Annotated in this window: 1 protein-coding gene; it reads right to left on the bottom strand. The window is 69.9% G+C overall.

Annotated elements, in window-relative coordinates; genetic code table 11:
• A partial coding sequence (locus EN851_RS35685) for a transglutaminase family protein (protein WP_135931136.1) occupies positions 1 to 289 on the bottom strand: 289 nt, incomplete at both ends.

Genomic DNA, 289 nt, shown 5'->3' with positions numbered 1-289 from the left:
CGCCGCCGACCACCACGTGGTTGCCGCCGCCGGTGCCGGTGTGGCGGCCGTCGATCATGAATTTGTCGGTGCCCAGCCGCGACTGCCTGGCTTCCTCGTAGATCGCCGTGGTGGTGGCGACGCATTCCTGCCAGCTGGCGGCCGGGTGGATGTTCACCTCGATGACGCCCGGATCCGGCGCCACGCGAATGACGTTGAGGCGCGGGTCGTGCGGCGGAGCGTAGCTCTCGATATGCACCGGCAGGCCGATCGCCTTGGCGGCGTTCTCCGCCGCCGCCACCAGTTCGAG

The sequence above is a fragment of the Mesorhizobium sp. M8A.F.Ca.ET.208.01.1.1 genome (genome assembly GCF_004791315.1).
GTDB lineage: Bacteria > Pseudomonadota > Alphaproteobacteria > Rhizobiales > Rhizobiaceae > Mesorhizobium.
The sequence above is the reverse complement of the archived record's forward strand: the minus strand, read 5'-3'. Positions and strand labels throughout refer to the sequence as shown.